Below are 25,617 nucleotides of genomic sequence, written 5' to 3'. Positions count from 1 at the left end.
TAACCCTGGATCGAAGCTCAAACGGTATACACCATATTCGGGAACGGTGCCTACTCCAAAGAGAGAGGCCTGATCCACCTCTTGCAGTGGTACCTGTTCACGTTCGCAGCGGTTATGATCCTGTTCTTCAAGGCAATTTTTGGGTCTACTCGAAAGGAAACAACAATGTCGTCAGACAAAAATCGGCAGGCACCCGTCAATGGTGCACGGCGGCATTTTCTCGGTTTGGCCGCCGCAACGGGTGCCAAAGTTGCAGCCCTGAGTGCCTTGACCGCATCGACTGTATTTCCATCGTCGATCGCCCAGGCGATGGGGATCCCATGGTGGAAGAAAGGCGACAAAGGCGGTGGAAATCCGATGTGCTTTCTCGTCGGCACGGCAATCATGACCCCGGCTGGCGAGATCAGCATCGAGAATTTGAAAATCGGTGATTTCGTCAAGACCGTTGATGGCAAGGCCATGCCCGTGCGGTGGATCGGCCGTCAAATCTACAAGCGGAATGGTGCGTCCTGGCCTGCCAGTGTGGTCCCGATCCGCATCGCACGGCACGCCATCGACCGGCAGACACCGCACCGCGACCTCTATGTTTCCCCGGGCCACGCGCTGTTTATGGACGGCGTGCTGATCAGAGCCAAGGATCTCGTCAACGGCATTTCCATCACATCGGCGCTTTCGGACGATCGCGACACGATAGACTATTACCATATCGTCCTCGATACCCACGAAGCGATCCTGGCTGAGGGGATGGCGGCGGAGACTTTTCTCCTTCAAGACAGCAATCACGAAACCTTCACCAAATTTGGTGACTTTGCGCGCGCTGCGGGTGAGATTTCGGTCATGAAACCTTTCGCACCGGTCGTCGCGACCGATTCCGGCCGGGAACATCTCAAAGCTCTGCTTCCAGCGGCGATCCGCCATGCCCTGCATATCCGGCAGCCGGCTCGCACGGCGCATCAAAGACTTGCGCTACGGGCCGAAGACTTGGTCAGTTGAGAACTGGGGGCACCTGTGTATGAGGCAGGGACGCTCGTCACCAAGTTCTTGTCATATCCTTATATCAAAACAATGAGGCCGCTTTCGCGGCCTCATTGCATTACACCGCAGCGTTACAAGACGAAGTAACCCTTGTGCAGGGAGATAGCGTCATCAAGGTGAACCGCAAAATCGGCCTTCCCGTCGCCATTGACATCGCCGTAGACGTAGGTGTCGGACGCACTCTTGACGGTGCGCAGTTCCCCGGCTTTGCCGCTAAAGGCTGCGTTGCCAATGTAGTTGAAGGCCTGATTGCCGGATGCCGCTGCATTGGCATCGATTGCCGACAGGTCGATCCGGTCACCGCCGGTGCCCGAGAAGTCGAAGATCGTGTCACGCCCGCTGACCGATACGGTCGAATCACCAAGCGCCTTGAAGCTGAACGTATCAGCACCGGCCCCACCGATCAGATCATCGGCACCAGCCCCGCCATACAGCACGTCCTTGCCGCCGCCGCCGTTCAGGACGTCGTTGCCAGCACCCCCTTCGAGCAGATTGGCTTCGGCATTGCCATAGAGTTTGTCGGCATAACCGGAGCCCTTCAGGTTCTCGATCGAAACATAGGTGTCACCCTTGGCATCGCCGGTGTTGATGGCGGCATTGGCAAGGCTGGCTGTTACGCCGGTCTTTGCACCCGCATAGGAAGCCATATCGGTTCCTGCTCCGCCATCCAGTCTGTCACCGCCGGCACCGCCATTCAGGAGGTCGTTGCCTGCGCCACCGGAAAGCAGATTGGCACCGCTATTGCCATAGAGCTTGTCGGCAAAACTTGATCCACTCAGCCGCTCAACCGACACATAGGTGTCGCCCTTGGCATCGCCTGTGTTGATGGAAGCGTCGGCAAGGCTGGCTGTTACGCCGGTCTTTGCGCTTGCGTAGGAAGCGGTATCTACCCCCGTTCCACCATCCAGTTTGTCAGCGCCCGCACCGCCATCCAGGACATCATTGCCTGCACCGCCCTTGAGCGCATCATTGCCACCAAGACCCTTGATGGTGTCGTTGCCGCCGAGGCCGTCGATCTTGTCAGCACCCGCCGTGCCTGTCAGCACATCATTGCCATTGGTCGCCTTGTTCGTGACAGGTGTTTCTGGCGTCGTTGGCGTTTCCGGTGTCGTTGGTGTCTCAGGCGTTGTCGGTGTTTCCGGAGTGGTCGGCGTCTCAGGTGTTACCGGCGGCGTTTCCGGGCTGACGGGTGTTGGCCAGTCCGTGCCCATTTCGTCATTGTTTGACAGGGTGGGCGTATTGCCTTTGAAATAATAATAGCCCCAGTGACCCTGACCGAGCTCGTTATTGGTGAACTCGACGCCGGAAATCTTATCGGTGCTGCTGAAGCTGCCATCCGAATAAAGCGTGTAGCCGCCGCCCGCGAGATAGTTGCCATCGACCTTGATGTTGGAAACCGGGCCAAAGTCGTTATTGATCATGACGGCCGAGGTCTGCCCATTGTCGTTGATGATCGTGTTGTGCCGTATATCGACGCCTGAGACGCCGCCATTGATCTCGATGCCATCATAATGCGGACCACCCCACACAGTGCCGGCCCGGACATTTGGAGCCTTCATATCGTGGATGTAATTGTCCTGGATCAGGCTTGCGCCTGTCACGTTGATGCCGTTTTCCACGTTGTGGATATCGTTGCGCAGGAACGTTCCCGAGCCGAAAATGCCGTTTGCGCCGTCCTTGCTGCTTCCGACATTCAGGATCTCATTGTCCTTGACGATGGTGCCGGTAATACCCGGCTTGATCCAGATGCCCGTCCAGTCAGTGGACGTTATGCGGCTATTCTGGATCGTGACGTCCGGGGCCATGACCCAGATCGTTCCCTTGATGTCGAGAGCGTTGAGAACTGTGCCCGCCTTGGTGACATTCACATCGCCCGATGCCGTCAGAACGACACCGTCCGGAAGACCGGTACTCTTTGCGTCGGGAAATCCCGTGAGGGTTTTGGTTGAGGTAATAGCCATATCAGAGGCTCCCGTTTCAGTGCTGGAGTTGGGGAGGCAAACCTGCGCAAGCGGACCGGCTGCAAGTACGCGTCCGGCGTGATGGTGCTTCCCGTTTGAAGCTGGCGCTTAATGGACAGAACTGGCACAGCAGTCCGCGGCAGGATTGCGTCAAATATTGTCCGGATCAGAGACGTTTTGGGTCGTCGCCGGAACTGTCTCTGTTGAGACAATGAGGCCGCTTTCGCGGCCTCATTGCATTACACTGCGTCGTTACAAGACGAAGTAACCCTTGTGCAGGGAGATAGCGTCATCCAGGTGGACGGCGAAATCGGCCTTCCCGTCGCCATTGACATCGCCGTAGACGTAAGTGTCCGAAGCGCCCTTGACGGTGCGCAGTTCCCCGGCCTTGCCGCTAAAGGCTGCGTTGCCAATATAGTTGAAGGCCTGATTGCCGGATGCCGCAGTATTGGCATCGATCGCCGACAGGTCGATCCGGTCACCGCCGGTGCCCGAGAAGTCGAAGATCGTGTCACGCCCGCTGACCGACACGGTCGAATCACCAAGCGCCTTGAAGCTGAACGTATCAGCACCCGCCCCGCCGATCAGGTCATCGGCACCAGCCCCGCCATACAGCACGTCCTTGCCGCCGCCGCCGTTCAGGACATCGTTGCCAGCGCCCCCTTCGAGCAGATTGGCTTCGGCATTGCCATAGAGCTTGTCGGCATAACCGGAGCCCTTCAGGTTCTCGATCGAAACATAGGTGTCACCCTTGGCATCACCGGTGTTGATGGCGGCATTGGCAAGGCTGGCTGTTACGCCGGTCTTTGCGCCCGCATAGGAAGCCATATCGGTTCCTGCTCCGCCATCCAGTCTATCAGCACCGGCACCGCCATTCAGGAGGTCGTTGCCTGCGCCACCGGAAAGCAGATTGGCACCGCTATTGCCGTAGAGCTTGTCGACAAAGCTTGACCCTCGCAGGTTTTCAATCGACGTATAGGTGTCGCCCTTGGCATCGCCCGTATTGATGGAAGCATCGGCAAGGCTGGCTGTTACGCCGGTCTTTGCGCTTGCGTAGGAAGCGGTATCTACCCCCGTTCCACCATCGAGTTTGTCAGCGCCCGCACCGCCGTCCAGGACATCATTGCCTGCACCGCCCTTGAGCACATCATTGCCACCAAGACCCTTGATGGTGTCGTTGCCGCCGAGGCCGTCGATCTTGTCGGCGCTGGCCGTACCGGTCAGCGCGTCATTGCCGTTGGTTGCCTTGCCGGCCACAGGTGTTTCCGGGGTGGTTGGCGTTTCCGGCGTCGTCGGTGTCTCAGGTGTCGTTGGCGTCTCCGGAGTGGTCGGTGTTTCCGGAGTGGTCGGTGTCTCCGGTGTTACCGGCGGCGTTTCCGGCGAAGCACCTAGACCGGTGTTTCCTGAAAGGATCGGCTTGTTGTCATACAGCGAGAAATCGCCCCAATGACCGCCACCGATCTCGTTGTTGGTGATCTTGATCGTGTTGTTATCGACGGAGCCGCCGCCCTTGCGCCCGTCGATATAGACGGTGTAGCCGCCACCCACGAGACGGTTGTGATCAACGGTGATGTTGCGCAGACCACCGAAGGTGTTTTCCAGCATCAAGGCTGCCGTCTGGTCATGATCGTTGATAATGGTGTTGTGGATGAAGTCGATATCCTGGCCACCATTGACCTGGATGCCGTCATAATGCGGGTCGGCTTTTCCATTCCGCAGGTTGTGAATGTAATTGTCCTGGACCGAAGACGGACCCCAGAGCGTCATGCCATTTTCAACGTCGTGAATGTTGTTGCGCAGGAACGTGCCATGGCCGTAGATGCCATTGTCGCTCAAGCCGCGTCCGTCGATTTCACTGTCCTTGAGTGTGAAGCCGGACGCATCCTCCATGATTCTGAGGACATGCCATTCCGTGTTGGAGATGAGCTTGATGTTGCTCAGCGTGACGTTTTTGGCATCGATGATGATATCGCCGGTGACTTCCATATTGCTGATGACGGCGTTGTCCTCAGTGATATGAAGCGAGCCGTTATACTTCGTCATCGCGACGCCACCCTTGACGCCGGTATTGGTTGCGTCAGGAAAACNTCGCTGCTGTCGCTGCTGTCGCTGCTGTCGCTGCTGTCGCTGCTGTCGCTGCTGTCGCTGCTGCGGCACTGCTGCTGGCCGTAGACGTGGCAGCGGCCGTATCGCTGGTTGCTGCACTGATGCTGGCAACTGATTTCAAAGCGGGCTGTGAGGCCTCTGTTGCTTCGGTATCGCTTGCCGTGCCGGAGTTGGAGGTTCCGCCCAAATCGACTTCAGCAGTCCCGGAATCGCTTTCTGCTGCCTGTGTGTTGTTGAGAAAATGGAACGAATTGTGGTCAGACGTCCTGCCTTCGTGGCGAACATCGCGCCCACCAAAATCGTCCATCGCTCTGTGAGCGTGATGTGCAAAGCCGCCTGATTCATTCAGCGTGGCTTTGGAGGCAACGGTTGCCTGTTGAGTGTCACTCGCGTCGTTCAGATCGATGACGCCGAGAGAATCCCCCTGGATGTCGTTCTCCGTCAAAAACCCACTCGTGGTTGCATTCAATAGTGTTCGTGCCACTGTGCTATCGCCTTTCTCCTCAGCCCTTAAACCCCGTTTCAAGATGGTATTACGGGTAAGCTGCCTACCCCTTTTTAGGTAAGGCAAACTTATAACAGCAAGGAGTAATGCAACTTACAAGGAGGTGCAATCGGTCAAAAGCGGCTCACTGTAATGAGGCATGACGCCCGATTTCAGTCTTAATATTGCCGCAAAACACTTAAAATTCCGCTTCCGTTTGAAATATTTGGTGAATTTTCGGCCAATCAAAATTGAATAAATTTCCGATTGTTTTCTAAATTTCCACGCGAAAATACAACCTGCAGTGCCTCGAGGGCGCTGAAAAGACTGGCAAAATATTAGCGGGAGATCACGTAAAGCCGATTGAGCGCAGGTGGAAGAATGGAGGCTTAACTTTTTTCCAAAAATTAATTCTGCGCAACCATAAGGGCTTGTAAACTGGGGCATCAACCGGGTTTCCGGTCAAAAGCAGCCGCTCAGGCAGATTGGAAACTCTCACGGAAGGCGGAAATTTCGCGATTTTGCGGACCGGTGATTCGCTGATGCGGCCGTGGAAAACGCTGGAGGGATGGCAATTGCCGGGGCTTAAAAGCCGAGTGCTGCGCTCAGTGCGGCGCGACGTCCTGAGCCCACCGCCAGGCGTATCGCTTCGCCTGCCACGATGCCGGATTGGAACACCGCCGAGGCCAATGCGCCGTGATGCCGACGGTAATATTTGATGCGGTTGGTGGTCATCAGCGCGGTCAGGAAATCGCTGCTATGGTAATCGCCGCCGATATGCACGGCCTGGGATTCCGGAACATAAAGCACGTCCAGGCCGGCTGCCCGAACGCGCCGGAGATAATCGACCTCTTCGCTATAGAGGAAGAAACTGTCATCCCAGTCGCCGATCGTCTCCCGCGCGCTGGCCGTGACGAGCAGGATTGCCCCGGTCGCCCACTGGATGCGCCCGCCCGCGCGGTACAGTGAAGAATTGCCGACCATTTCGCCGAGCCCCAGCCGCGAGGAAAGCCTGCCTCCCAGCAGCGCTTCGGACCAGGCCGTTGCTATCGAGGGTTCACGGCGAATGGATTTGGCAATGGCGCCGTCTTCGCCGCGCACCTGCGGCACGGCCACGCCGACACAAGCACTGTTCAAGCCCGCATACAGGCGGCGTATCGATCCGGGTTCCAGGCGAATATCGGGATTGAGGACCAGCAGATCCGATGAACGGCCGATCGTCGCTGTCGCGGCATTGATCCCGGCGGAATAGCCCCCATTGCGGCCGGTCGCGATCACTCTTGCGCCAATCGGATGGGCCCGCGCCAGATCGACGGATTGGTCATGGCTGTCGTTGTCGACGACGATCACCTCATATTCTTCGATGCCTTCAAGGCCGGCATGCAGGGAATCGAGCAAGCCCGGCAGAACGTCGGCGCTGTTATAGGCAACGGTTACGACCGAAAGTTTGCGGACGTTTGTGCCGCCCAGTGCAACCCGGTTGCCGTTAATCAGCTCTCTTTGTTGTGTCGAAGCATCCATGTCGCGGCCCCATCTCCGGCGAGCCCCTCAAGCGGGAGCTCTGCAATTTCTATGGGAAAAGCACGGGCGCGCAAACACTGCAGAGAGAGGTAGAGGGTAAGTCCGGCTGCGCTTCTCCGCTTATCCCAAAGCCGAATGAAGACCGGCAGGGGTAATACTATCGATGCATATTGATACCTTTGCCGGCATGCCGATGGCCACTGTTTAAGTCTTTGAGTGCGCTGGCATATCTGTGAGGATTTTCTAGCATGGGGCAGCAGCCGACGACTTTCATTCAAAATCTTCCGCGACGCTTTTGCGCCGATTTGATCAACCGCCCTTTTCGTTGAGACGGCAAGTTATCAGGAGCTTTCATGCCGATTAATTTTCCGCATTCCGTGCCATCAAGAGCGAGAAGCCCATCCTTGGACAGCGGCGCGCAGCGTCCGCCGGCGCATGATCAAGCGGGTCCAGACACACTGGACCGCCTGGAAGCCCTTGAATCCGTGTCGCATAAAACAAGAACGCAGGCTGGCCGCTTCTTGAATATTGCAAAGCGAGGCCTGCCCCGCATGCACCGCAAAGGGGCTTTCGGCCACACATTGCGCGCGGTCAAGGTAAACTCGGATTGGACGGAGCGCCTTGAGGGAGACAGCCTTCGCTACACCGCCATCGCGGCGCTTGGGCTCTCCTACATTGATCGAGGCACACAACAACTGATCCTAAACGGCGACACCGCGTTCGATCTTGCCCATGCCTGTGCGGTTCGTGCCACGACATCGGCAGATATGGGCGCCATCGCGCTTGCCGCCTGGGCCGCTGCAGAGGCCGGGCGGTTCCATTCCGTGGCGCTGTTTCGCCAGCTTGTTCAGGTACTCTCTTCCGATACGCCGATCGCGACGGTCGACTGTGCCTGGGCCTTGAGCGCCGCATTAGCCGCGCGGCAATTCGGTGATACGCAGGATGTTGTCTCCCTGGCGACCAAGCGGCTGATGTCGGGACGCTCCGCGTCAGGCCTGTTCCCACATATGCTGCCTGCCTCCGCCAGCGGGCGTTTCCGCGCCCATATCGGCTGCTTTGCCGATCAGGTCTATCCGATACAGGCACTCGCCCGCCTCTATACGGCACAATCGGATGTCGAAGCATTATCCGCGGCGGAAGCCTGTGCCGAACGGATTAGCGCTTTGCAGGGTCCGGCCGGTCAATGGTGGTGGCATTACGATACCCGCAACGGCGGCGTGGTCGAGGGATATCCGGTCTATAGCGTGCACCAGCATGCAATGGCGCCCATGGCATTGCTCGACCTTCGCGAAGCCGGCGGCACCGACCATTCGCAGGCGATCATCAAGGGCATGCGCTGGCTCGACGAACATCCCGAGGTGTCCATGCCGCTTGTGGCATCGGAAAAAGGTGTGATCTGGCGCAAGGTGGCGCGCCGCGAACCGCGCAAGGTGGTCAGGGCCTTGTCCGCCGTGACGACGTCGCTTCTGCGGGGATGGCATGTTCCAGGCCTCGATATGCTCTTCCCGCCTGTGCGCATCGACTATGAATGCCGGCCCTATGAGCTTGGGTGGCTTTTATATGCATGGCTTGCGGGCGGCGTGGTCGCGAGGCTTTCGCCGGGCGTGACTGCTGACCGGCCCGCAATTCTCAAGGAGATTTGATATGCAAAGGCAACGCCAGCTCCTGTTTGGCATATATATGGACGCCATGCGCATGGATGACGTCATCGAACGATGCCGGGCAGCCCTTTCGACGCGCCGGCCAATCCTTCTGGGCGTGCTCAATGCCGCAAAAATTGTCGAGCTTCACAGGAACAAGATTCTGCGCGAATCCCTGTTGGAATGCGATCTCTTGCTGGCAGACGGTCAATCCGTCGTGTGGGCCAGCAAATTGCTGGGCAAGCCCCTTCCGGAGCGCGTGGCAGGCATTGATATCTTCACGCGCCTTCTCTTCCTTGCGCATCGCGACGACCGGTCGATAGCGCTTCTGGGTGCCAAACCTGAAGTGCTGAAAGAAATGCGCCGCGTCATTGCCGAACGTTTTCCCGGGTTGAAGATCGCCTATAGCCATCACGGATATTATGAGGCTGCGGAAGCAGGCCAGATTGCGGCCGATATCAAGGCTTCCGGCGCCGACATGCTTTTTTTAGGAATGACCTCGCCGAAGAAAGAGATATTTCTCGGATCCTATGGTTCGTCGCTGAACGTGCCCGTCCTGCACGGCGTCGGCGGCTCTTTCGATATCATTGCCGGGCTTACAAAACGCGCGCCGCCCGCCTGGCAGAAGGCCGGCATGGAGTGGGCCTACCGATTGCTGCAGGAGCCGCGCCGCCTTTGGTGGCGTTACCTGAAAACCAACACCAGCTTCGTTCAACTCACCGCCCGCGAAATGCTTCATCCGGCGCGCGCATTCCGGTTCGTTGCGAACCGCAATGTGGCGCCGGTGAGATCCAGAATTCCAGATGCGCAACTTCGGAGCATTGCTGATGAGTGAAGTGTTTAAGGGCAGACTTGCCATTCTGGGCATGGGCTATATCGGCTTGCCCACCGCCGTGGTGATTGCGACGCGCGGCGTCGATGTGATCGGTGTCGATATCAATCCGGCGACGGTTGCTGCCTTGTCGCGCGGGGAGGTACCTTTCGTCGAGCCGGATCTGGCCGTGGCCGTCAGCGGTGCCGTTGCCATGGGGCGGCTGACCGCGACAACTGAAACCCCGGAAGCGGACGCATTCATCATCGCCGTGCCGACACCCTTCAACGAGGACCGGACCGCTGATCTATCCTATGTGAAAACGGCTGCCGAGCAGATTGCTCCGATGCTGAAGTCCGGCAACATCGTGGTGCTTGAATCGACGTCGCCGCCGGGAACCACGCAAAAGATCGGCGATTGGATCGGAGCGCTGCGTCCGGATCTGCGAATGCCGCGCGATGGCGAAACCGGTGCCGACATCTTTATTGCCCATTGCCCGGAGCGCGTTCTTCCCGGCCGCATCATGATCGAGATGATCACCAACGACCGCGTCGTCGGTGGTCTGACGCCGAGATGCGCGGAAAAGGCGGCGTCGATTTATCGCCTGTTCGCCCAAGGCGAGATTCTGCTGACCGACGCTGCCAGCGCGGAAATGGCAAAGCTCGTCGAAAACGCCTATCGCGACGTCAATATCGCTTTTGCCAATGAAATCTCGCTGATCAGCGAAAGTCTGCATATCGATGTCTGGGAAGTCATCCGTCTCGCCAACAGGCACCCGCGCGTCAATATTCTGAGCCCCGGTCCCGGCGTCGGCGGGCATTGCATACCGGTCGATCCCTGGTTCATCGTCTCTGCCGCACCAACACTGTCGCGGTTGATCCGCATAGCCCGCGAGGTCAATGATCACCGGCCGCATCACGTCGCCGGACAGGTCGTGGAAAAGGCGAAACGCTTCCGTGCGCCGACCGTTGCCTGCCTGGGCCTGACCTTCAAAGCCAATGTCGATGACGTGCGCGAAAGTCCGGCAATCGAGGTCGTCGGCCTGATCGCCGCCTCATTGCCGGATGTCGATATCCTTGTGGCGGATCCCTATGTGAGCGTCATGCCGCCGCTTCTGGCGAAGTATGACAATCTTCGCCTGGAGGGCGCGTATCAGGCGGTGGAGCGCGCCGATATCGTGGTGCTTCTCGTCGAGCATGAACCTTTCAAGGCCATGCGGCATACACGCCTGACAGGCAAGGTAATCTATGATACGCGTGGTGCCTGGCACTGATACAGCCGGTGCCGAGCCGATAAAAGGCTTTCTGCGAAGACGACGGGGCCGGGCAGAATGAACTTCGAGCGCGTGGCGGATTTCGATATCGTTGTGATCGGGGGTGGCATTGTCGGGCTATCGACAGCCATGCAACTGTCACAGCGGTTTCCCGGCCTTACCGTCGCCGTCCTGGAAAAGGAGCAGATGCTTGCCAGTCATCAGACCGGACGCAACAGCGGTGTCATCCATGCCGGGGTTTATTACGAACCCGGCAGCCTGAAGGCAACTTTCTGCCGTGAGGGCAGTGCGGCGACGATGCAGTTCTGCAAGGACTACGGCATCCGCTTTGAGCAGCGTGGCAAACTGCTGGTCGCGACGCGCCCGGAAGAATTGCCGCGTATGGAAAAGCTGCATGAGCGTGCCGTTTCCAATGGGTTGGAAGTACACCGGGTCAGCCAGGCGGAACTGTCCGAGCGCGAACCGCACATTGCCGGTCTTGCCGCGCTGTTCATTCCGGCGTCCGGCATTGTCGATTACGGCGAAGTGACGCGATGCATGGGCGCGCTGCTGATCGAAGCCGGCGGCACGATCATGACCGATGTCGAAGTTACCCGCATCGATGAGCAGGCTGATGGCGTCGAGATCACCCTCGATACCGGTATGCTGCTCAGTGCCCGCCATGTCATCGTCTGCGCCGGTGTCAATGCCGACCGTCTCGCGCGCATGTGCGGGCTTGCCAAGGATATCGCGATCATTCCCTTTCGCGGCGAGTATTTCCGTCTCGGGGCGGATAAGAACCGCATTGTCGAACATCTCATCTATCCCATCCCGGAACCGTCTTTGCCATTCCTCGGCGTGCATCTGACGCCGATGATCGGCGGGTTCGTGACGGTTGGCCCCAACGCCGTGCTGGCCTTTGCGCGCAACGGATACAGTTTTGGCAGGATCGACCCCAAGGATGTCTGGGAGATGATCCGCTTTCCCGGGTTCCGCCACGTCATGACAAACAACATGCGCTATGGCCTGGGTGAAATGGCCAATTCACTCAGCCGCCGCCGCTATCTAGCGCTTTGCCAGCGCTATTGCCCCGAGTTGCAATTGGCCGATCTGCAGCCGCATCCCGCCGGTATCCGCGCTCAGGCAGTCAGCCGCGACGGCCGTCTCCTGCATGATTTCCTGATCGAACGCACGGCGCGCACGGTGCATGTGCTCAACGCCCCTTCGCCCGCAGCCACGTCGGCCCTGCCGATCGGCAAGCATATCGCTGATATCGCCGAGACACATTTCGCCCGGTAGTTTTCCAAGCAAATGGGGCGGGCGGGTTTTTCGGCACTCATCGCATCGATGGCGATGATTCCCAATAAAGCGCGAGAGAGCTGTGATTGCTATTAAGACGGCATGGTAAAACTACCGCGTTCTCGCTCATGGCGCTGCGCGTGCGACAGCACCGGCGCGAGGGTGGACAGGTCGGTCCTCGTCGTCCAGGCCACTTTCGAGACTTTGCAGGATCGGGCAATGCGGGCGGTGGTCGCCGTTGCAGGTATTGACGAGCGTTGTCAGCGTATTGGCCATGTCCTGAAGGCCCTTGATCTTCTTATGCAGCTCGTCGATATGGCCCTGCGCCAGGCGCTTGACCTCGCTGCTCTGGCGGGCCTCGTCGCGCCAGAGGCCAAGAAGATCGCTGATCTCGGCCACCGAAAAACCGAGATCGCGCGCGCGGCGGATGAAGCGCAGCATATGGACATCGGTGCCGGAATAATCGCGGTAGCCGGATGAGGTCCGGTCTGCCTCCGGAATGAGGCCGGTCTGCTCATAGTAACGGATCATCTTGGCCGAAACGCCCGATGCCTTTGAGGCCTGTCCAATATTCATCAGTCTTCTCCGTACTAGAATGCTCCGGTGGTCTGTCAGTTCGCCAGCTTGAAACGGCGCAGGCGCAGCGCGTTGCCGAGCACGAACACGCTCGACAGCGCCATGGCGCCCGCGGCAAAGACCGGCGACAGCAAGATGCCGTAGGCGGGATAGAGCAGGCCGGCGGCGACCGGTATCAGCGCCGTATTATAGGCAAACGCCCAGAACAGGTTCTGCCGGATATTGCCGATCGTCGCCTTCGACAGAGCGATTGCGTTCGGAACGCCCTGGAGGCTGCCCGACATCAGCACCACGTCTGCCGCCTCGATGGCGATATCCGTTCCCGAGCCGATGGCAAGACCCACATCCGCCTCGGCCAGCGCCGGGGCATCGTTGATGCCGTCACCAACGAAGGCAATCTTGCCATAACTTGCCCTAAGACGGCGAACCGCATCGACCTTTCCGTCCGGCAATACCTCCGCCACCACCTCATCGATCCCAAGCCGGGAAGCGATAGCTTTGGCGGTACGGGCATTGTCGCCAGTAATCATCGCCACCTTGAGGCCGAGATCGTGCAGCGCCTTGATAGCCGCCGGCGTTGTCGCCTTGACCGGATCGGCCACGGCGATGATGGCTGCAAGCGTGCCGTCGATTGCGGCGTATAGCGGCGATTTGCCCTCATTGCCCAGGCGCCCGGCCACTTCGGAGAGCACGTCCACATCATAGCCAAGCTCGGCCATGTAGCGATCCGCACCGATCTCGACGCGTTTGCCGCCGACACTGGCCTTGACACCAAAGCCCGTCACCGATTGAAAATCCGACACCGGCGGCAGCGGCATGCCTTGACTGGTGGCAGCATCGACGATCGCACCGGCAATAGGATGCTCTGACCTTGCCTCGACGGCGGCCACAAGACCGAGCACGGTTTGTTTGTCGAAGCCATCAGCCAGTTCCATGTCCGTCAGGGCCGGCTTGCCCTCGGTCAAAGTCCCCGTCTTGTCGAGCGCCACGACCTTGGCATCCTTCAGCAGCTGCAGCGCTTCTCCCTTGCGGAAGAGCACGCCAAGTTCGGCGCCACGCCCGGTGCCCACCATGATGGATGTCGGCGTCGCGAGACCCATGGCGCAGGGGCAAGCGATGATCAGGACGGCCACGGCATTGACGAGCGCAAAGGTGAGCGCGGGCGATGGGCCGAAGATCAGCCAGGCCGCAAAGGTCAGCGCCGCGACCGCAAAGACTGCTGGTACGAACCACATGGTGACCTTGTCGACCAGCGCCTGAATGGGCAGCTTGGAGCCTTGCGCTTCCTCGACCATGCGGATGATCTGCGACAGCACCGTCTTGCCGCCGACCGCCGTTGCGCGGAACACGAACGTGCCCTTCTGGTTGACCGTGCCACCGACAACAGCGCTGCCTGTCATTTTTGAAACCGGGACCGGCTCGCCCGTGATCATCGATTCATCGACATAGCTGGCGCCTTCGACGACCTCGCCATCTACGGCCAGCCGCTCGCCCGGACGAACCTCGACCAAATCACCGGCAACGACCGAGCCGATTGCCAGGTCGATCGTCTTGCCGTCTTTACGCACCCGCGCGGTCTTCGCATGGAGGCCGGCCAGCCGTTTGATCGCTTCCGATGTCCGGCCCTTGGCACGCGCCTCAAGCAGACGTCCGAGCAGAATGAGCGTCACGATGACAGCGGCTGCTTCATAATAGACATTGATCGTTCCCGGCGGCAGGAAGCCGGGGGCGAATGTTGCAACCAGTGAATATCCATAGGCAGCCAGCGAGCCGACAGCCACAAGCGAGTTCATATCGGGCGCCAGGCGCCAGAGCGCCGGCAGCCCCTTGCCGTAAAAACGGATGCCCGGAACAAAAAGCACGAGCGTCGTCAGCGCGAACTGGACGTACCAGCTCGCCTGCATGCCGATCGTCGCGTCAATAAGGCCGTGCACGCCCGGAATGAGATGCGAGCCCATCTCCAGCAGAAAGATGGGCGCGGCCAGTATCGCAGCGATGGTGAAATCCCGGGTGAGTTGACGGCGCTCGGCCTCTTTTCTTTCCGCGTGCCCGTTATCCTCGCTTTCGCCGCCTGCTGCCGGAGCGATCACTCTTGCCGCATAACCGGCGTCGGCGATCGCCGTAATCATGGCTGCCAGATCGGCGGTTCCGTGGATGGTGGCGCGCTCCGTCGCCAGGTTGACGGCAGCCTGCGTCACGCCGGGCACCGTCTTCAGCGCCCGCTCGACACGGCCGACGCAGGATGCGCAGGTCATGCCCTCGATCGACAGTTCCGTCAAAGCAACGGAACCGGCCGATTGTTCAGGCACCGAGTAGCCGGCATTTTCCACCGCCTCGACAAGCGTTTCGTGCGAAACCGCTGACTTGGTCGTGATCGTCGCACGTTCCGTCGCCAGGTTCACCGAAACGGTGTCAACGCCCGCAACGTTGTTGAGCGCTCTTTCGATACGGCCGACGCAAGACGCACAGCTCATCCCCTCGATGGGGAGCGACAACGTTCCGGTCAGATCTTTTGCGCGAACAGGGGCATTCATAGCCGCCTCCTTTTCATTCCGAATTCAGGTCCGGATAGAAGATGGGGCTTCCAACCATGGGAAGGTCAATAGCAGATTTAGTGTTTCATTGCCACTTGACCTTCCCATGGTTGGAAGCCCCATCTTCTGCAGCATATCCAAATGAGGAAAATCCCAATGGAACTGACAATCGAAAACATGACCTGCGGCGGCTGCGCCAGATCTGTGACCAAGGCGATCCAATCCGTCGATCCAAATGCCGTGATAACGATCGATCTCAGTGCCCGCACGGTCAAGGTCGAAACGGCGGCGACGCCGTCGGCTCTTACGAAGGGTCTCGAAGACGCCGGCTATCCGGCAACCATGAACCCGGCCGAAGCTTTGTCTTGAACACACTCACGCCCATGTTTGCGAAACGCGGATTGAAGGCGGAGCCCGGCGCTTAACCTGTATCTTCGTCAGATCAGACGGCGGCGGCGCAGAATGGTCAGCGCTGCCGCCGTCATGATTGCAAGGGCATACCAGGTCGCCGCATAGACAAGGTGGCTGTTGCGGAATTGAACCACGGTCAGGCCGCCGATGGGAAGGCCGCCGGGATTGGGCGTGGCATCGGCATCGATGAAATAGGGTGCAGTTGGCGCAAAGCCCTTGGAGCGCGCGATGGCATCCACGTCACGGGAGTACCAGCGGTCATTGGCCGGATCGTTCGAGCGCAGGAAAGCGCCGCCGGGTTCGCTGATGCGCAGCAGACCGGTGACGGTGACAGGCCCGGCAACGATTTCGCTTGCCGTGCGCGCAGCCGAGTTGCGTCCCGCCTCTGGCAGAAACCCGCGATTGACCAGGACCACCGATGAATCCGACAGAAGCAGTGGCGTCAGCAGCCAGTAACCGGCGCCGCGTTCAGTGACCGCTTGAACGAGAACCGACTTGCCATGCTCGAAGGTGCCTGTCGCCGTGACATGGCGATACTCGTCCTTTTCGGCGCTGATCCCGCCCCACTCTCCCTGTGCGGGCGAGGGTACTGGGCCTGCATGAACACGCGCGTCCACGCGGGCGATCAGGTCCAGCTTCCAGAACAGCCGCTGAACCTGCCAGGTTCCCAATGCGGCAAAGACGAGTGTCAAGACCAGCATGGCACTGACGAAAACGCGCCGGGCGCGGCGTGAATGTCCGGCTGCGTCCGCTGTCACGGGATATTCAGCACTCACCGAAATCAACCGTCAGGGCATGTTCCGCATCATATCCGGCGACATCGGCATCATGTTCACATTGAGATGGTGCATGACCCAGAGCGAGCCGGCGAGTGTGATGCCGACAATGACGAGGGTGAAAAGCAGCGCCATAACCGTCCAGCCGCCTTCCGAGCGCGGGCTCATATGCAGAAAATAGACCATGTGGACGACGATCTGGACGACAGCGAATGCCATTACGAGAACCGCCGTCAGGAGCTTGCTGTCGAAAACGCCGGCCATCACGAGAATGAACGGAATGGCCGTCAGGATAACGGACAGCCCGAACCCGATCATGTAGCCCTTCAGCGAACCATGGCCGGCCTCATGGCCATGCCCGTGATGGGCGTTGTCACCATCGTTATGAGCAGGGGCGTGCGGGTGTGAGCTCATCCGAGGACTCCGATCAGATAGACAAAGGAGAAGACGCCGATCCAGATAACGTCGAGGAAGTGCCAGAACATCGAAAGACACATTAGCCGGCGGCGGTTTTCAGGGATCAGGCCGCGCTTATAGACCTGGACCATCAGCGTGATCAGCCAGATGATGCCGAAGGTGACATGCAGGCCGTGGGTGCCGACCAGCGTGAAGAACGATGACAGGAACGCACTGCGCGTTGGCCCCGCACCCTCCAGAATCAGATGGGTGAACTCGTAGAGTTCAAGGCCCAGAAAGGCTGCACCGAACAGGCCGGTGACGCCAAGCCAGAACAGCGTTTCGGCCTTGGCGTTGCGTTCCATCTGCAGCATGGCAAAGCCATAGGTGATGGACGAGAACAAAAGCATTGCCGTGTTGATCGCCACCAGCGGCAGGTCGAACAGGTCGGCAGGCGAGGGGCCGGCCGCGTAGTTGCGGCCGAGCACGCCATGCGTGGCAAACAGCACGGCAAAGATCAGGCAGTCGCTCATCAGGTAGAGCCAGAAGCCCAGATTGGTGCTGCCTTCCGGATGGTGGTCTTCCTTCAGGTAGAAGACCGGCTTGTCGCCCTCATGCAGTTGAATGTCTTTTGCCATGTCAGGTCCGCTCCGCGAGCAGCTTGGTGCGCGCATCTTCCGTCGCGGAAACGGTTTCCGCCGGGATATAGAAGTCGCGGTTGTAATTGAACGTATGGGCGATTGCGACCGTGATAAGGCCGATGAAGGCGAGGATCGCCAGCCACCAGATATACCAGATCATCGCAAAGGCAAACGCTATGCTCAGGGCAGACAGGATGACGCCGGTGCCGGTGTTCTTCGGCATATGGATTTGACGGAAGCCTGTTACCGGGCGCTCATGCCCACGGTTCTTCATGTCATACCAGCCGTCATGATCATGCACCACCGGCGTGAAGGCGAAGTTGTATTCCGGCGGTGGCGAAGACGTCGACCACTCGAGCGTGCGCCCATCCCAGGGATCGCTGCCGCAGGCCAGCTGGTCGCGCCTGAGGTAGCTGACGACGAGCTGGACGATGAAGGACGCAATTCCGAGCGCGATCAGGAAGGCGCCGAAGGCCGCAATGATGAACCAGATCTGCAGGGACGGGTCCTCGAACTGGGACACGCGGCGCGTCACGCCCATCAGGCCGAGCACATAGAGCGGCATGAAGGCGAAGAAGAAGCCGATCTGCCAGAACCAGAAGCTCATCTTGCCCCAGAATTCATCGAGCTTGTAGCCGAATGCCTTCGGCCACCAGTAGACGATGCCGGCCATCAGCCCGAACAGCACGCCGCCGATGATGACGTTGTGAAAATGGGCAATCAGGAACAGCGAATTGTGCAGCACGAAGTCTGCCGGCGGAACGGCGAGCAGAACGCCGGTCATGCCACCGATGACGAAGGTGATCATGAAACCGATCGTCCAGTACATCGGCAGTTCGTAGCGGATGCGGCCGCGATACATGGTGAAGAGCCAGTTGAACATCTTCGCCCCGGTCGGGATCGAGATGATCATCGTGGTGATCCCGAAGAAGGCGTTGACGGACGCTCCCGCACCCATCGTGAAGAAATGGTGCAGCCAGACGAGATAGGAAAGGATCATGATCACGCAGGTCGCGTAGACCATCGAAGCATAGCCGAACAGCCGCTTGCCGCTGAAGGTCGCAACCACTTCGGAAAAGATGCCAAAGGCCGGCAGGATGAGGATGTAGACTTCCGGATGGCCCCAGATCCAGATCAGGTTGACATACATCATCGGGTTGCCACCGAGATCGTTGGTGAAGAAGTTGGTGCCGGCGTAGCGGTCAAGAGTGAGAAGCGCCAGCGTTGCGGTCAGGACCGGAAAGGTGGCAACGATCAGGATATTGGTGCAAAGCGAGGTCCAGGTAAAGATCGGCATCTTCATGAATGTCATGCCTGGCGCGCGCATCTTGACGATGGTGGCGATCAGGTTGATGCCAGACAATGTCGTTCCGACACCTGCCACCTGCAGTCCCCAGATATAATAATCGACGCCAACGCCCGGACTGTAGTCCGAACCGGACAGCGGCGGATAGGCAAGCCAGCCGGTCCGCGCGAATTCGCCGACGAACAGCGACATCATGATGATGATCGCGCCGGCTGTCGTCATCCAGAACGAGAAATTGTTGAGGAACGGAAAGGACACGTCGCGTGCGCCGATCTGCAGCGGGACGACATAGTTCATGAAGCCCGTGACGAACGGCATCGCCACGAAGAAGATCATGATCACGCCATGGGCGGTGAAAATCTGGTCATAGTGATGGGCATTGAGGTAGCCCTCATTGCCGTTGAAGGCGATCGCCTGCTGGACACGCATCATGATCGCATCGGCAAAGCCGCGCAGCAGCATGATGATCGCCAGGATGATGTACATGATGCCGATCTTCTTGTGATCGACGCTGGTGAACCATTCGGTCCAGAGATAGCCCCAGAGCTTGAAGCGGGTTATCAATGCGAGGACGGCGAGGCCGCCCAGCGCCACGCCGATGAACGTCACGACGAGGATAGGCTCGTGATAAGGGATGGCTTCAAGCGTGAGCCGTCCGAAGATGAATTCCGTCAAAGTATTATAGCCGAACATGGTTTCGTCCAAAATGTCGCGGGCGCGGCCTTATGGCTGCGTCGTGCTGTTGGTGTTCAGTTGCGCCGGAGCGGGCCCGTTCTGATCATTTTCGGGCATGGGGTCACCCCCGTGCATGGAATGGTCCATCGGCTGCTTCTCATCCACGCCTTCGGCGGGTTTTTCGCTGCGCGCCGGATTGCCGGTCGCCGGAAATGTTGCGGCGGGAGCTTCTTCTGTGCCGTGCCGGCTGTCATATTCGAGGCGCCCGCGATTTTCAGCACTGTCCTTGCCCGAACCACCCATCATGTCGATATGCATCATTTCGCTCATGCACATCTTGCCGGGATGGGCGCACATGTTGAGGATGGAGGTGTAAAGGCCGTCATCGACGGTGGCATAGTAGCGAACCGGCTCCTTGGTGCTCGGCTTTTCGAGCTTAAGGTAGGCGTCGCGGTTGAGGGCGGTGCCCTGTGCCTTGACCCGGGCGACCCACTGATCGAAGCCTTGCTGCGGCACGCCATGAAACTTGAAGCGCATATGGGAAAAGCCGTCGCCGGAATAGTTGGCCGACAGACCATCATATTCGCCTTCCTTGTTGATCACGGCATGAAGTCGGGTCTGCATGCCCGGCATGGCGTAGATCATCCCGGCAAGAGCCGGCACGTAGAAGGAGTTCATGACAGACGAGGAGGTGATCTTGAAATTGATCGGTACATCGACGGGCGCTGCCATCTCGTTGACGGTGGCGATGCCGTAATCCGGATAGAAGAACAGCCATTTCCAGTCGAGCGCGACCACTTCCACATTGATCGGCTTCACTTCGGCGGTCACCGCACGTTGCGCGTCGATCCGGTCAAGCGGGCGATAGGGGTCGAGCTTGTGTGTGCTGATCCAGGTCACCGCACCCAGCGCAATGATGATGATCAGCGGCGCAGACCAGATGACCACTTCCAGCGCGGTCGAATGATGCCATTCCGGGTCGTACTTGGCGTTGGTGTTGGAGACACGATAGCGCCAGGCGAAAAAGACAGTCAGAAACAGCACGGGAACGATGATCAACAGCATCAGCACCGTGGAAATGATGATGAGATCCCGCTGCTGCATGGCGATATCGCCGGATGGTGCCATGACAACCATGTTGCACCCGGCCAGAGCCAGGAGTGGCAACAGGGTGAGAAAGCGGCTGGCGGTTTTCCATTTGGACATAGCGGGCTCGAAGTTTGCGTTCCGTGTCTTCCGCACTAGCGAAGCATCCCTGCTACAGGAATGAGGTGGTTCGTCGCAGTGCAGCAATTTGTCGCGTTGCAAAAAGTTTGGCCGGGATCGAAGTCGAACGTCTGTCTGGGCTAAGGTATAGACGGTCTTTGGTTGAGGTCAAAGCTTCTGTGGCATTCGTGAACGGCACGTTCGTTTATAGGATGGACCACAGCGGTTTTGCACCATATTCTCAGTCAAAGCCCGGCCTGGGTTCACATTGTGATGAAATCGGAATCCTTCGGAGAGAGCAAGATTATGGGCGTAGTGGCAAATCCTTCGTCATCGGGACTTGAGCAGGACGCCCGGCGTATGCACGGCGACAAGCCGCTTTCGGCTGGCAGCATCGCGCTTGGCGTGATCATCGGCCGCATGTCGGAGTTTTTCGATTTCTTCGTCTATGGCCTCGCCTCGGTGCTCGTCTTTCCGCGGCTGATCTTCTCGTTCGCGCCCAATCCGGTGGCGGCAACGATGATGTCCTTTGCGGTCTTTTCGTTGGCTTTCCTGGCGCGCCCCGTCGGATCCTTCGTGTTCATGTGGATCGACCGCAACTATGGACGCGGCACGAAGCTGACGATCGCGCTCTTCATCCTCGGTGGCTCCACCGCCTCCATCGCGTTCCTGCCAAGTTATGAGACCGTCGGCTACTGGTCGGTGGCGCTCCTGGCGCTGTTCCGGCTGGGCCAGGGCTTTGCGCTCGGCGGCGCCTGGGATGGCCTGGCCTCCCTGCTCAATCTCAACGCACCGCCGCACCGCCGTGGCTGGTACGCGATGATCCCGCAGCTCGGGGCGCCCATCGGCTTTGCGCTGGCCAGCACCCTGTTCGGCTATTTCGTCGCCAATCTTTCCGATGCAGATTTCCTCTCCTGGGGATGGCGCTATCCATTCTTCGTGGCCTTCGCCATCAACGTCGTGGCGCTGTTTGCCCGGTTGCGCATCGTTGCCAGCCAGGAATTCGGCTCCGCACTGGAAAACAACGAGTTGCAGGCCCGCCCGGTCTTCGAAATGCTGAGCAAGCATTCCTCCGATGTGCTGCTTGGAGCCTTCGCGCCGCTGGCAAGCTTCGCCATGTTCCACCTCGTCACGATCTTTCCCTTAAGCTGGGTAACGCTGTTCGGCGGCCAGTCGGCGGCGCAGTTCCTGTGGGTGCAGGTGGCCGGCGCTGCCGTCGGTTTCATCGCCATCATCCTGTCCGGCCTCATTGCTGATCGTATCGGCCGTCGCAACCAGCTGATGATCGGCGCTGTCATCATCGCCATCTTCTCCTTCTCCGCTCCGTTCCTGCTCGATGCCGGACGGTCGGGCCAGGATGCTTTCATCATCATCGGCTTTGGCATTCTCGGCCTGTCCTTTGGCCAGGCCTCCGGCGCCGTCTCCTCGCGCTTTGGTCAATATTACCGCTATACCGGCGCAGCCCTGACCTCCGACCTTGCCTGGCTGATCGGCGCCGGTTTTGCACCGCTGGTCGCCCTCGGCCTTGCCAGCAACTTTGGCATCATCTTTATCGGCGGCTACCTGATATCCGGCGCAATCTGCACGATCGTCGCCTTGAGCGTCACCCGCGCGCTGGATTTGAGCGGCGAACCGGACGCGAAGACGGAAACGCCGTCGAAGGGCAAGTAAATGCCCTGGTGCTGCTGGTAGGACAGGCAAGCCACGTAGGTTGGTAATATTCGCGACGCGGCAAAATCCGTGGGGCTGGTCTACAGGCTGGCTCACGGTCGGGAGATAACTGGTTTCGTCCCTTTTACATCATCCTGAGCATTTGTTTTACTCAGGATGATTTGAGTACCCCAAATTCCGGAAAGAATACGTCATCAACCGCGCGCTTAATTAATAAGGGCATTGTCAATATTATTGGAAGAATACTGAAAAGCGCGGTAAAGGCTTGACGGCCAAGCCCTGCACGGAGATGTTGCGCGCAACAATCCAGGGCTGCTCAGAGAGAATAGGACATATCGCGTGCCAGTGACGACGACAAAAATTACTCCGGTTCTTTTGGCTGGCGGTTCGGGATCGCGACTTTGGCCGGTATCGCGCGATCAGCTTCCCAAGCAATTCCAGCCCCTCGTGGGCGATTTGTCGACGTATCAGCAGACATTGAAGCGTGTTTCCGATCCAGAGCTCTATGGAATGCCGGTGGTCATAACCAACGAGGATTTCCGGTTCTTTGCGCAGCACCAGGCGAAAGATGTGGGGGTACCCTCCACCGTCGTGCTTGAGCCGGCCCGGCGCGATAGTGCCGCCGCCATGGCGGTTGCAGCCGTTCTTGCTGAACGGCGGTCTCCCGGCGGCCTCGTGCTAGCTCTCGCTGCGGATCATGTGGTGCTCGATGAGGACTTGTTCTCGCAGGCCGTAAAACTCGGATGCAAGGCAGCGCTCGACGGTCATATCGTCGTCTTTGGGCTTACTCCAACTGAGCCTCGCACCTCCTATGGCTATATCAATCCGGGCGCTTCGTTGGATGGCGAAGCGGATCTACATCTGGTCGAGGGATTTGTCGAAAAACCCGATGCCGAAACGGCGATCAGCTATTTGCAGAAGGGGTATCTGTGGAATTCTGGCAATTTTCTGTTCCGCTCCGACATGATGATCGCCGAACTGCAAACCTACGCGCCGGACATTCTGGCCGCAGTCCAGTCTTCGGTCGATCAGGCCGAAACAGACCTTGGGTTCCTTCGGCTTCACAAGGAAAGTTTTGAGGGTTCGCCAAAGAACTCGATCGACTACGCGGTTATCGAGAAAACCAGCAAGATCGCCGTCGTGCGCGGTCATTTCCGCTGGTCGGATATAGGCAGCTGGGACGCGATCTGGGAGGTTGCGCCCAAGAGTACGACGGACAACGCGATCGTGGGAGATGGGCTGGCACTTGAGTCGGAGGGTTGCCTGATCCATTCCACCGGTCTGATGACGACGGTCGTGGGTGCGAAGGACCTTGTCGTTGTCGTGACGCAGGATGCGGTCCTCGTTGTGCCGAAAGCGCGGTCGCAGGAGGTCAAAGGTCTTGTCGAATCACTCAAAGACGGCAGCCATCGCCGGATAACCGAGACCCACAAGCGCGGATACCGTCCATGGGGCTATGTCGAGGAGATGCTGACGGGTGACCGCTTCGCCGTGAAACGGCTGGTGATAGATCCCGGTGCCCGCACATCGCTGCAGAGCCACATGAACCGTGCAGAACATTGGGTCGTGGTCGGGGGCACTGCGACCGTTACGATCGGCGAAAGCACTTCGATCCTAACCGAGAATGAATCGATTTATGTCCCGCTCGGAAAGGCGCATCGTATCGCCAATGAAGGGCGCATCGCTCTCGAACTGATTGAAGTCAGAACCGGCGCCTATATCAAGGATGACGATATTGTGCGCATCGAGGATGATTACAGCCGCAAATTAAATCTTTAGAGGCTGCCAGATCGGGGGGGCGTCGGAAGACAGTTTGTATCTTAAAGAACCTTGATACGCGATCCGATTTGAGTGCCGGGCTCTCACAAGCCCGGCACTCAATGTTTAAAACCATATTCCCTGCACTCAATCTTCAGCGGCCCAAAACCGCCTCGATGGCACCGGCCGCAGCCTTCACCACGATATCTGCCTCTTCGCGTGTCAGGCACAGCGGCGGCGCAAAGCCGAGAATATCTCCTTGGGGCATGGCGCGGCCGATGACGCCGCGTTCCAGCAAGGCGGCCGAGATCTGCGGGCCGATCTTGCGGGATGCGTCGAAGAATGTGCGGTCATCCTTGTCCTCGACAAATTCCACCGCCGCCATCAATCCATCGCCGCGCACCTCGCCGACATTCCTGTGGCCGGCGACAGCTTTTGCCAGTTCAGCCCGGAAATAGGCACCAGTCGCGCCGGCATTGTCAACGAGGCCGAGTTCATCGACCAGTTCCAGATTGGCGACGCCGGCGGCAGCGCAGATTGGATGGGCCGAATACGTCCAGCCATGGCCGATCGCGCCCATTTTGTCGGAGCCTTCGACAAGCACCTGCCACATCCTGTCCGAGACGATCGAACCGGAAAGTGGCGCATAGGCAGAGGTAAGGCCTTTGGCGATGGTGATGAGATCCGGCTTCATGCCGTAGTGACCGGAGCCGAACATCGAGCCGAGACGGCCAAAACCAGTGACGACTTCGTCGGCGACCAGCAGGATATCGTATTTTTCGAGCACGGCCTGGATCTTCTGCCAGTAACCGGCCGGCGGCGGCACGATGCCGCCGGTGCCGAGAATCGGCTCGCCGATGAAGGCCGCAATCGTCTCCGGGCCTTCCGCAAGGATCATCTCTTCCAGCTTGTCGGCGCAATGTTGCGAGAACTGCTCCTCGCTCATCGACCGGTCGGCCCGGCGGAAATAATAGGGCGCCTCCGTGTGGAGGATCGGCGCCCTCGGCAGGTCGAACAGATTGTGGAACAGGTCAAGACCGGTCAGGCTGCCGGTCATGACGCCAGAGCCATGATAACCGCGCCAGCGGGAAATGATCTTCTTCTTTTCCGGGCGGCCGAGGATGTTGTTATAGTACCAGATCAGTTTGATATTGGTTTCGTTGGCGTCGGAGCCCGACAGGCCGAAATAGACACGGCTCATGCCAGCCGGTGCCCGGTCGATGATCATCTTCGACAGCGTGATCGACGCCTCGGTCCCATGGCCTACATAGGCGTGATAATAGGCAAGGTTCTTGGCCTGCTCGGCAATGGCATCGGAAATTTTCTGGCGGCCATAGCCGACATTGACGCAGTAGAGGCCGGCAAACGCGTCCAGACTTTTGCGGCCGTTGGTATCGGTGATGTAGACGCCTTCGCCGCCGGCAATGATGCGGGTGGGCGTCTCGCCGCGCGCATGCATGCCCATATGGGTGGACGGATGGAAGAAGTGGTCGCGGTCCCAGGCGGTCATTTCGTTGCTGTGCTCGGACATATGCCTATTCCTCGTGTCTGTGTTCAA

General features: G+C 59.0%; 19 protein-coding genes. 8 read left to right on the top strand and 11 right to left on the bottom strand.

From position 1 onward, the window contains the following. The first annotated feature begins 114 nt into the window (after positions 1-114). Positions 115-993 (top strand): Hint domain-containing protein, encoded by an 879-nt coding sequence (locus tag ASD32_RS04965; RefSeq protein ID WP_244490099.1) that lies wholly within the window; start codon positions 115-117, stop codon positions 991-993. 113 nt (positions 994-1,106) lie between these two features. On the opposite strand, the gene ASD32_RS30920 is transcribed toward ASD32_RS04965, so the two are convergent. The 3 genes from ASD32_RS30920 to ASD32_RS04945 all read right to left on the bottom strand — a co-directional run bounded on the left by ASD32_RS30920 (position 1,107) and on the right by ASD32_RS04945 (position 7,107). After that, positions 1,107-2,996: a hypothetical protein gene (locus ASD32_RS30920; RefSeq protein WP_060636830.1), complete on the bottom strand. Its 1,890-nt coding sequence runs from the start codon at positions 2,994-2,996 to the stop codon at positions 1,107-1,109. Between the two features lie 252 nt (positions 2,997-3,248). Beyond that, the gene (locus tag ASD32_RS30585) at positions 3,249-4,601 is read right to left on the bottom strand and encodes a calcium-binding protein (RefSeq protein WP_280139406.1); all 1,353 of its coding nucleotides are present in this window, start codon (positions 4,599-4,601) and stop codon (positions 3,249-3,251) included. Positions 4,602-6,171: 1,570 nt separating this feature from the next. Continuing rightward, a complete protein-coding gene (locus ASD32_RS04945) occupies positions 6,172-7,107 on the bottom strand; it encodes a glycosyltransferase family 2 protein (RefSeq protein ID WP_060636825.1) in 936 nt (311 codons plus the stop codon). A gap of 551 nt (positions 7,108-7,658) precedes the next feature. Between ASD32_RS04945 and ASD32_RS04940 the strand changes: the two genes are divergently transcribed. The 4 genes from ASD32_RS04940 (at position 7,659) to lhgO (ending at position 12,109) form a co-directional block, all read left to right on the top strand. After that, a complete protein-coding gene (locus ASD32_RS04940) occupies positions 7,659-8,750 on the top strand; it encodes a hypothetical protein (RefSeq protein ID WP_244490098.1) in 1,092 nt (363 codons plus the stop codon). 1 nt (position 8,751) lies between these two features. Further along, positions 8,752-9,582: a WecB/TagA/CpsF family glycosyltransferase gene (locus ASD32_RS04935; protein ID WP_060636824.1), complete on the top strand. Its 831-nt coding sequence runs from the start codon at positions 8,752-8,754 to the stop codon at positions 9,580-9,582. After that, entirely contained in the window at positions 9,575-10,831 is a 1,257-nt protein-coding gene (gene wecC / locus ASD32_RS04930) for a UDP-N-acetyl-D-mannosamine dehydrogenase (protein WP_082546642.1), read from the top strand. Before ASD32_RS04935 ends, wecC begins: the two co-directional genes overlap by 8 nt. 72 nt (positions 10,832-10,903) lie before the next feature. Next, positions 10,904-12,109, top strand: a complete 1,206-nt coding sequence (gene lhgO, locus ASD32_RS04925; protein ID WP_200953569.1) for an L-2-hydroxyglutarate oxidase — start codon at positions 10,904-10,906, stop codon at positions 12,107-12,109. Between the two features lie 126 nt (positions 12,110-12,235). On the opposite strand, the gene cueR is transcribed toward lhgO, so the two are convergent. Together cueR and ASD32_RS04915 are read right to left on the bottom strand one after the other, a co-directional pair. After that, complete coding sequence (cueR, locus tag ASD32_RS04920) at positions 12,236-12,685, bottom strand: Cu(I)-responsive transcriptional regulator (RefSeq protein WP_060636821.1); 450 nt, start codon at positions 12,683-12,685, stop codon at positions 12,236-12,238. Between the two features lie 35 nt (positions 12,686-12,720). After that, positions 12,721-15,219: a heavy metal translocating P-type ATPase gene (locus ASD32_RS04915; protein ID WP_060636819.1), complete on the bottom strand. Its 2,499-nt coding sequence runs from the start codon at positions 15,217-15,219 to the stop codon at positions 12,721-12,723. Between the two features lie 156 nt (positions 15,220-15,375). On the opposite strand from ASD32_RS04915, the gene ASD32_RS04910 reads away from it, so the two are divergent. Then, positions 15,376-15,588, top strand: a complete 213-nt coding sequence (locus tag ASD32_RS04910) for a heavy-metal-associated domain-containing protein (protein ID WP_060636817.1) — start codon at positions 15,376-15,378, stop codon at positions 15,586-15,588. Positions 15,589-15,656: 68 nt separating this feature from the next. Here ASD32_RS04910 and ASD32_RS04905 read toward each other — a convergent pair whose 3' ends face one another. The 5 genes from ASD32_RS04905 to cyoA form a co-directional block, all read right to left on the bottom strand. Further along, a complete protein-coding gene (locus tag ASD32_RS04905; protein ID WP_082546648.1) occupies positions 15,657-16,331 on the bottom strand; it encodes an SURF1 family protein in 675 nt (224 codons plus the stop codon). Between the two features lie 87 nt (positions 16,332-16,418). After that, entirely contained in the window at positions 16,419-16,820 is a 402-nt protein-coding gene (cyoD, locus tag ASD32_RS04900) for a cytochrome o ubiquinol oxidase subunit IV (protein WP_060636815.1), read from the bottom strand. Beyond that, positions 16,817-17,440: a cytochrome o ubiquinol oxidase subunit III gene (gene cyoC, locus ASD32_RS04895; protein ID WP_060636813.1), complete on the bottom strand. Its 624-nt coding sequence runs from the start codon at positions 17,438-17,440 to the stop codon at positions 16,817-16,819. The genes cyoD and cyoC overlap by 4 nt, the downstream gene beginning before the upstream one ends. A 1-nt stretch (position 17,441) precedes the next feature. Then, positions 17,442-19,442, bottom strand: coding sequence for a cytochrome o ubiquinol oxidase subunit I (cyoB, locus tag ASD32_RS04890; RefSeq protein WP_060636811.1), 2,001 nt, complete (start codon positions 19,440-19,442; stop codon positions 17,442-17,444). 30 nt (positions 19,443-19,472) lie between these two features. Then, complete coding sequence (cyoA, locus tag ASD32_RS04885) at positions 19,473-20,630, bottom strand: ubiquinol oxidase subunit II (RefSeq protein ID WP_060636809.1); 1,158 nt, start codon at positions 20,628-20,630, stop codon at positions 19,473-19,475. Positions 20,631-20,936: 306 nt separating this feature from the next. Between cyoA and ASD32_RS04880 the strand changes: the two genes are divergently transcribed. Together ASD32_RS04880 and ASD32_RS04875 are read left to right on the top strand one after the other, a co-directional pair. Next, the gene (locus ASD32_RS04880) at positions 20,937-22,301 is read left to right on the top strand and encodes an MFS transporter (RefSeq protein WP_060636933.1); all 1,365 of its coding nucleotides are present in this window, start codon (positions 20,937-20,939) and stop codon (positions 22,299-22,301) included. A 339-nt stretch (positions 22,302-22,640) separates the two neighbouring features. Further along, entirely contained in the window at positions 22,641-24,080 is a 1,440-nt protein-coding gene (locus ASD32_RS04875) for a mannose-1-phosphate guanylyltransferase/mannose-6-phosphate isomerase (protein ID WP_060636807.1), read from the top strand. Positions 24,081-24,213: 133 nt separating this feature from the next. Here the strand turns inward: ASD32_RS04875 and ASD32_RS04870 are convergent, their stop codons facing one another. After that, positions 24,214-25,590: an aspartate aminotransferase family protein gene (locus tag ASD32_RS04870; RefSeq protein WP_060636806.1), complete on the bottom strand. Its 1,377-nt coding sequence runs from the start codon at positions 25,588-25,590 to the stop codon at positions 24,214-24,216. Positions 25,591-25,617: the final 27 nt, after the last annotated feature.

The sequence above is a fragment of the Rhizobium sp. Root483D2 genome (assembly GCF_001426685.1).
Classification (GTDB): Bacteria; Pseudomonadota; Alphaproteobacteria; order Rhizobiales; family Rhizobiaceae; genus Pararhizobium; species Pararhizobium qamdonense.
Note: the sequence above shows the minus strand (reverse complement) of the source record. Positions and strands in the feature narration are given on the sequence as shown.